The 7,328-nt window shown below is 68.7% G+C and carries 8 protein-coding genes; 6 read left to right on the forward strand and 2 right to left on the reverse strand.

The genetic code is table 11. The annotated features are described in order from the left end of the window. The coding region (locus KBI44_20655) for a M48 family metallopeptidase (GenBank protein ID MBP9146894.1) at positions 1–833 on the reverse strand (833 nt) is incomplete at its 3' end. Between the two features lie 224 nt (positions 834–1,057). Between KBI44_20655 and KBI44_20660 the strand changes: the two genes are divergently transcribed. From KBI44_20660 to KBI44_20685, 6 genes are all read left to right on the forward strand, one after another. After that, positions 1,058–1,558 (forward strand): DUF2911 domain-containing protein, encoded by a 501-nt coding sequence (locus KBI44_20660; GenBank protein MBP9146895.1) that lies wholly within the window; start codon positions 1,058–1,060, stop codon positions 1,556–1,558. Positions 1,559–1,563: 5 nt separating this feature from the next. Further along, positions 1,564–3,762, forward strand: coding sequence for a M13 family metallopeptidase (locus KBI44_20665; GenBank protein ID MBP9146896.1), 2,199 nt, complete (start codon positions 1,564–1,566; stop codon positions 3,760–3,762). Positions 3,763–3,798: 36 nt separating this feature from the next. Then, positions 3,799–4,275 carry an NYN domain-containing protein gene (locus KBI44_20670; GenBank protein MBP9146897.1) on the forward strand — a complete coding sequence of 159 codons (477 nt, stop codon included), beginning with the start codon at positions 3,799–3,801 and terminating at the stop codon, positions 4,273–4,275. 64 nt (positions 4,276–4,339) lie between these two features. After that, a complete protein-coding gene (locus tag KBI44_20675; GenBank protein ID MBP9146898.1) occupies positions 4,340–4,621 on the forward strand; it encodes a BrnT family toxin in 282 nt (93 codons plus the stop codon). A gap of 247 nt (positions 4,622–4,868) precedes the next feature. Beyond that, positions 4,869–5,102: a hypothetical protein gene (locus KBI44_20680; GenBank protein MBP9146899.1), complete on the forward strand. Its 234-nt coding sequence runs from the start codon at positions 4,869–4,871 to the stop codon at positions 5,100–5,102. Between the two features lie 122 nt (positions 5,103–5,224). Continuing rightward, entirely contained in the window at positions 5,225–6,667 is a 1,443-nt protein-coding gene (locus tag KBI44_20685) for an aspartate aminotransferase family protein (protein MBP9146900.1), read from the forward strand. A gap of 10 nt (positions 6,668–6,677) precedes the next feature. Here KBI44_20685 and KBI44_20690 read toward each other — a convergent pair. Then, on the reverse strand, positions 6,678–7,328 hold a 651-nt coding region (locus KBI44_20690), incomplete at its 5' end, for a hypothetical protein (GenBank protein MBP9146901.1).

The raw sequence follows: 7,328 nt of genomic DNA on the forward strand, positions 1-7,328 counted from the left end.
TGCGTGTTCGCCGGCAGGCCGGCGCCGAGCGCCGGCGCGAGCAGCTCGACGCGCTCGGAGAGCGGCGGATAGGCCGAGAGCCAGCTGCCGAGAGTCATCCAGCCGTTGTCGAGGTCGCGGCGCTGGGCGACGAACGCCTCGAGGTTCATACCCTTGGCGTGGCTTCCGCCCGCCGCGAGGATGGCGAGCCCGCGCGTCGCGCCGGCCGGATCGCCACAGAGGGCCGCACCCCAGCGGTCGCAGGTGCGCTCGCAAGCGCGCGAGTAGGCGGCGCCGAGGAATGGCATCAAGCGGCCGGGACCGGTTAGCAGCAGGTGGTCGAGGTGGCCGGCCTTCAAGTGACCGATCTCGTGGCCGATCACCATGTCGCGCGCCGCCGTGTCGCTGCCGCAGGCGTCGAGAAGATCGGAGAACAGGACGATCATGCGGCCGCGGAAGAACTTCGTCGCCAGGGCGTTGAGGCTGCCGCCCGCCTCGAGCAGGTAGGCCTCGGGCTCACGCCGGACGCCCGCCGCGCGGGCGAGCTCCTGGACGCGGGCGTGGAGCTCGGGAAACTGCGCCGGCCCGAGCCGCACCGCGCTGCCGCGCAGGTGGGTGACGAAGGCGAGGTGGACGAAGAAGAGAAAGAGGCCGATCAGCGCGACATAGGCCAGGCCGATGATCGAGATCGCGAGCAGCGCCCAGAGCCCCAGGGAGAGCAGGAGAACCAGCACGAAGAGCGGCTTCTCGGTGGGCCACGATGCGACCTGGATCGGGACGGGCGGAACCTTCGAGGCGGAAGCGAACGTGGAGCGCGACGCGGCGAGAGTGGAGTTGGGGTCGAGAGTGGTCATATGTCTACCGATACGCAGCGGCGCAGGAAACCGGGACAGCGGCGCGCCTCCGCCCCCGGGGCGCACGCAGCGCGAACGATAACACCGGAGTGCGCTGCCTCCGCCACGTCGCGCCGCTTTCGGTAGACTGGCCCCTGCGGACGCCCGCTCCGGGCGCGCCCGAACCGGAGGATCCCTCGATGCGGACGATGCGGACGATGCGAACGAAGACGATGGCCTGCTGGATGCTGCTCGGCCTGTTCGCCCTGGCCGGGGCGAGCTGGGCGGCGCGCGGCGACGACAAGGAGCGCAAGAGCAAGAACGGCAAGCTCGAGGCGACGGTGGGCGGCGCGCAGGTTGTGGTCGAGTACGGCCGGCCGAACGCCGCCGGGCGGAAGATCTTCGGCGCCCTGGTGCCCTGGGGCGAGATCTGGCGGGCCGGCGCCGACGAGGCGACGCAGATCTCCTTCGACAAGGATGTGACGATCGAAGGCAAGCCTTTGGCAGCCGGTCGCTACGCGCTGTTCCTGATCCCCGGCGAAGGGGAGTGGACGGTGATCTTCAACAAGGTGGCGGAGCAGTGGGGCGCCTACAAGTACGACGCCGCGAGTGACGCGTTGCGGGTCACCGTGAAAGCGGCGGCGCACGACATGGTCGAGACGCTCGAGTACGCGGCGGCCGGCGACAGGGTCGAGATGCGCTGGGAAAAGAGCGCCGTCGGATTCACCGTCAAGGCCAAGGGCTGATGGGGATGTCCAGGGGTCGGAAGACGCTTCTGGCGGCACTGACGCTCCTCGCGTTCGGCGCCGCGTCGCGCACGCTGGCCCAGGCTTCACCTGTGCCAGCTGCCCCGCCGGATCCTGTCGCGCCGACGGCTCTCGCGGCGACGGCCTCGGCGGCACCGGTGCTGGCCACCCCCGCCTCCACCGCGGCCGGCGTCGCCGCCGACACCCCTGGAGCACCGCGCCCGTTGGCCGCGCTGCCGTACACGCCGAGCCTCGAGCCCGCTTTCATGGACCGGTCGGTCGACCCCTGCGTCGATTTCTACGCCTACTCCTGCAACGGCTGGCGGGCGCAGAACCCGATTCCGCCCGACCAGTCGCGCTGGAGCGTCTACGGCAAGCTCTACAACGAGAATCAGCGTTATCTCTGGGGCCTGCTCGAAGAGGCCGCGGCAGACCCGGAGGCCGGGAATCCCGAGCGGCGCAAGCTCGGCGACGCTTTCGCCGCCTGCATGGATATCGCGGCGATCGACAAGGCGGCCCTCGACCCGATCCGGCCGCAAATGACGGCGATCGGCAAGCTCAAGGACGCTCAGGCGCTCGCTCCGCTGCTCGCCGAGCTCCACCTCGAAGCGCGCGGGCGCGGCCTCGTCTTCGGCTTCGGTTCGGAGCAGGACCCGGGCGACGCCACGCAGCGCATCGCCGTCGTTCAGGCCGGCGGGCTGGGCCTGCCGGATCGCGACTACTACCTGAAGACCGATGCCGCCTCCGTGGCCCTGCGGGCGAAGTACGTCGAGCACGCGGCGCGCAACTTCCGGCTCATGGGGGAGGCGCCGGACTGGGCCGCCGAAAGCGCCGCGATCGTGCTCGCGATCGAGACCGATCTCGCGCGCGCGTCGCTCTCCCGGGTCGACCGGCGCGATCCGCGCAAGGTCTACCATCGGATGAACCTCGCCGCGCTGCAGAAGCTCACCCCGGCCTTCGCGTGGAAGGAGTACTTCGCCGCGGCCGGAGTGGCGTCCGGAGCCGCGAATTTCGTCGTCGACGTGAACGAGCCCGAGTTCCTGAAGGCGCTGCAGGTCATCATCGCGAAGCGGCCGGTCGCCGACCTGCGGACCTATCTGCGATGGGCGCTGCTTCGGAGCGCCGCCGAGAACCTCTCGGCCCCCTACCGCGAGGCCGACTTCGACTTCTACGGCAGGACCCTGCGCGGGACTCCCGAGCCGCCGGCGCGCTGGCAGGTCTGCGTCGACGCGATCGACCGCGACCTGGGCGAGGCCCTGGGCAAGCTCTTCGTCGAACGCCAGTTCGCTCCCGAAACCCGGGTCGCCGCCGAGACGATGGTGCGCGGCATCCACGAAGCGATGGCCGAGCGGGTGAAGGGGCTCGACTGGATGAGCGAGCCGACGAAGGCGAAGGCGCTCGAGAAGCTCGCCGCGATGCGCTACAAGATCGGCTATCCGGAGCTTTGGCGCGACTACTCGTCAGTCGTCATCGACCGCAAGGACCACTTCGGAAACGTCCGCCGGGCGACCGTGTTCGAGAGCCGGCGGCAGCTCGCCCAGATCGGCCAGCCGATCGACCGCGGCGAGTGGGGGATGACACCGCCGACGGTCAACGCTTACTACAACGCCTCGATGAACGACATGAACTTCCCGGCGGGCGTCCTCCTGCCGCCGCTCTTCGACCCGAAGATGGACGCCGCCCCGAACTACGGCAATACGGGCGGCACGATCGGGCATGAGCTGACCCACGGCTTCGACGACGAGGGCCGGCAGTTCGACGGCGCCGGCAATCTCAAGGACTGGTGGACGAAGGAGGACGGCGCGCAGTTCGTCGCGCGCGCGCAGTGCGTGGCCGACCAGTACGCACAGTATCCGATCGTTGACAACCTCAAGATCAACAGCAAACTGACGCTCGGCGAAGATGTCGCCGATCTCGGCGGAACGATCCTCGCCTGGGAGGCGTGGAAGAAGGCGGTCGCCGGAGAGAAGCTCGAGCCGAAGGACGGTCTCGCTCCGGAGCAGCGCTTCTTCGTCGGCTTCGCGCAGTGGGTGTGCGAGAACCAGCGGCCGGAAGAGCTGCGAGTCTCCGCGGCGACGAACCCGCACAGCCCCGGCGTCTGGCGGATCAACGGCGTGGTCGCCAACATGCCGGAGTTCGCCGAGGCGTTCTCGTGCAAACCCGGTCAGCCGATGGTGCGGGAGAAGGTCTGCAGGATCTGGTGACGGACCGGATGTAGACGAGAGAGTGCGAGGCCCCCGATGCCCTGGCTGATCGACGCCGCGAATTTGGGCGGAGTACTGGGCGGAGCAGCGGGGGCGCGCAACTCGCAGGCGATTCTCGCCGCCCTCCTCCCCTGGGCGCGCGAGCGCAAAGAGGTGGTGGTGGTCTTCGACGGGCCCGAGAGCCCCGGCATGGCCACCCGCCTCGGCGGCGTCGAGATCGTCTGGGGCGGCAGCCGCTCGGCCGACGACGTCATCTCGAAACGGATCGCGGCCCTGGGCAAAACCGCGAAGTCCTGGACCGTCATCACCAACGACCAGTCCCTCACCCGCCGCTGCCGCAACCACGGCGCGAAGGTCGAGCCCGCCTCCATCTTCGCCAAACGCGCCACCCAGCCCAAAGCAAGATCCAAAGCCGCCCTGAGCGCTCTGGCCGCCGCCGACAAACCGCTCCCCAACGCCAACGAGATCGCCCACTGGCGCAACATCTTCGGCGAAGGCAAGAAACCCCGCTAAGAGCCGGGGCCAGGGGGGCCGTGCCTCTGCGGAGCGAGGCCGGTGCTAGTCTGATTTCGAGATCATGGAAGTCCTCTTCGAGTGGGATCCGCGCAAGGCCAAGCTGAATCTGGCCAAGCATGGCGTCACGTTTCAGGAGGCGACGAGAGTCTTCGTCGATCCCCTGGCGAGGATCTTCGAGGACGTCGACCACCCGGCGGCCGAGCACCGCGAGATCATTGTCGGGCATTCCGAGGCAGGTAGACTCCTGGTGGTATGTTTTGTCGAGCGATCGACCGCCGTGCGCCTGTTCAGCGCCCGGCCCGCGACGCCGCGAGAACGCCATGACTACGAAGAGAACCGTTAAGAAGAAGCCCGTCATGCGAGAGGAGTATCAACTCGACTACTCGCGGGCCAAACCGAATCGTTTCGCTTCCGGACAGGAGAAGAACTCCCTCGCGGTAGTGCTCGATCCTGACGTCGCCGCCGTGTTCCAGAGCTCCGAGTCCGTGAACACCCTGCTGCGATCCGTCATCGCCGCCCTTCCAGTCCCAGAGTCTCCCGCTCCGGCGCGCCCTCGGCGAGCACTCTGACGCCGATCGCATTCGTGGAAGATGCCGACCGCGACCGCGCATTCCTGGGTTGTCTGCATCGAGAACACCGGCTACCCGGCAGCGGTGGAGTTGCGCAAGGTCTATCAGCGGATCCCGGACCCGAAAGCAGAGGCGGACGGGTTCGCACGTGTAGTCGATGAGTCGGGAGAGGACTATCTCTTTCCGACCCGGTTCTTCGCCGCGATCGAAGTCCCGAGCGCACTCGAGCGTACGTTCGCCCAGGGCGGCGAGTAGGCCCACTTCAGGCGCGGAGGGGTCCCTTTACCGGTCTTTTCGCGCCGATATCCACGGACTTCCAGTTTTCTCCAGAGGCCGAACATCGATCGGTCGGAGGACCAGGTTCGAGGAGCATCGCCATGGATGCAGCGACGTTTCGCAAGTTGGGACACGAGATGGTGGAGTGGGTGGCGGCGTACCGGGAGGGGGTCGAGCGCCTGCCGGTTCGGAGCTCGGTGCGGCCGGGGGAGATCCGGGCGCGCTTCGCGGCGGAGCCGCCGCGCGCGGGGGGCGAGTTGCCGGCGGCGCTGGCGCGGCTCGACGAGCTGGTGTTGGCAGGGATCACGCACTGGAACCACCCGTCGTTCTTCGCCTACTTCCCGTCCAACACGAGCTATGCGTCGATTCTCGGCGACCTCGTCGCCGCCGGCCTCGGCGCGCAGGGGATGAGCTGGCAGACGAGCCCCGCCGCGACCGAGATCGAAGAGGTCGTCATGGACTGGCTGCGGCAGATGGTCGGGCTCGCGCCGGAATGGAGAGGCGTCGTGCACGACACGGCGAGCACCGCGACGCTCTGCGCTCTCCTCTGCGCGCGCGAGCGCGCCTCGGGCTTCAGCCAGAACCGTGCCGGGCTCCAGGGGCTCGCCGCGCCGCTCACCGTCTACCTCTCGAACCAGGCACACAGCTCGGTCGAGAAGGCGGCGCTCCTCGCCGGCTTCGGGCGCGAGAACCTGCGCTTCATCGACACCGACGAGGTGCATGCGCTGCGTGTCGACCTCCTCGAGCAGGCGATTGCCACCGATCTTGTCGCCGGCTGCCGGCCGTGCGCCATCGTCGCGACGATCGGCACCACGGGCACGACGGCGATCGATCCGCTCGAGGCCATCGCGAAGATCGTGGACCTCGCCGGTCCGGACACGATCTGGCTGCACGTCGACGCGGCGCTCGCCGGCACGGCGATGGTCCTCCCCGAGTGCCGCCCGCTGTGGACCGGCGTCGAACGCGCCGACAGCCTGGTGTTCAATCCGCACAAGTGGATGGGCGTGGGCTTCGACCTCTCGGCCTACTACGCGCGCGACCCTGAGCATCTGATCCGCGTGATGAGCACCAACCCGACCTACCTGCGCACCGCCGAAGACGGCGCGGTGACCAACTACCGCGACTGGCAGATCCCGCTCGGCCGCCGCTTCCGCGCCCTGAAGCTCTGGTTCTACCTGCTCGACGTGGGTGTCGAAGGCCTCCAAGCACGCCTGCGCCGCGACCTCGCCAACGCCCAGTGGCTGAAAAACCAGATCGACGCCGCCCCCGATTGGGAGCGCCTCGCCCCGGTCCCTCTGCAGACCGTATGCGTCCGCCACGTGCCGCAGGCCCTCGCCGGCGACGAACCGGCCCTCACCGCCCACAACCTCGCGATCGCCCGGAGCATCAACGACAGCGGCGCCGCCTACCTCACCCCCAGCGACCTCAAAGGCCGCCAGATGCTCCGCCTCAGCATCGGCGCCGAAACCACCGAGGGCCGGCATGTCGAAGCGCTGTGGCAAGCGCTGCAGGGCGCGGCAATCCAGCCGGTCAGGAGCGAGTGATTTTCGAGCGCTAGCGGGCGGCCAGCTCTACCTGGGGCCGCCGGATCGCGCCGGCGGCGTGCGCGATTCGGATCGCTCCTTCGAGCCAGGCGAGGCGCTGCGCGGGTGTCGCGGAGAGCGTGCGCTCGAGTTGCCACCGGGCGTGGCCCTCCCAACTGGTCTTTGCCCAGAGATCGTCTTCCGGCGGCGCCGTCGGCTCCGCAATCTCGTCTTGCCCCCGCCGCTTTTCGATCTCCCCGAGAACCTGGAGATCTGCCCGATCCTGCTCCCGGCCCGCTGCCCGTTTCATCTGGATGAGGTGGGGGATCGAAACGACGCGGACGACCGTATTTCCGATCGGGATGAGCTGGGCTTTCCGATAGAGCTCTTCGAAGTCGATCGGAGACTCGACGAAGAGATCGACGGTGGAGAGCGGGCTCTCCGGCTCATAGAGAGAGAAGACGCGCATTCCCTTCTCTTCCACCCACTGCTGGCGCTGGGCCGCATCCGCGAAGTCGAGCGCATCGACGGGCGCCAGTGGGCGGAAACCCAGACCGAGAAGCGCCGAGATCGTCCGCCGCGCCGCCTCGGGAGCGAGATCGACGACCAGATCGAGGTCGACGGTCAGGCGAGCATGTCCGTGCAGGACGACCGCCAGCCCGCCGACGACGACATAGCGTCC

The sequence above is a fragment of the Thermoanaerobaculia bacterium genome, assembly GCA_018057705.1.
In the GTDB taxonomy this organism is placed as follows: Bacteria; Acidobacteriota; Thermoanaerobaculia; order Multivoradales; family JAGPDF01; genus JAGPDF01.